General features: G+C 59.6%; 1 pseudogene. It reads right to left on the reverse strand.

Features of this window, described 5'->3' with window-relative positions:
- Positions 1-235 (reverse strand): annotated as a pseudogene (locus NE619_RS18510) (hypothetical protein); the annotation flags it as partial.

Consider the following 235-nt stretch of genomic DNA (forward strand, 5'->3'; position numbering starts at 1 on the left):
TCCAGGATCGCCTCGTCGTGGACCGTAAACACCACCTGGTGGCCGGCCGCCTCCAATCTGGCCAGCGCTTCCGCCAGACAGTCCCTCGCGATGGCCTGCACCACGTTCTCGGTCAGCTTTCCGCCGTAGGTGTCTACGACTTCCCATTTCCTCGTGGTCTGGTTCATGCCGTAGTAATGAAGGCTGTCGTTCCCCCACTGGTTCGGTGAGAGAAACGGATGCGCGTAAAAGAGTT

The organism is Anaerovorax odorimutans (genome assembly GCF_024459955.1).
Lineage (GTDB): Bacteria > Bacillota > Clostridia > Peptostreptococcales > Anaerovoracaceae > Hominibacterium > Hominibacterium odorimutans_A.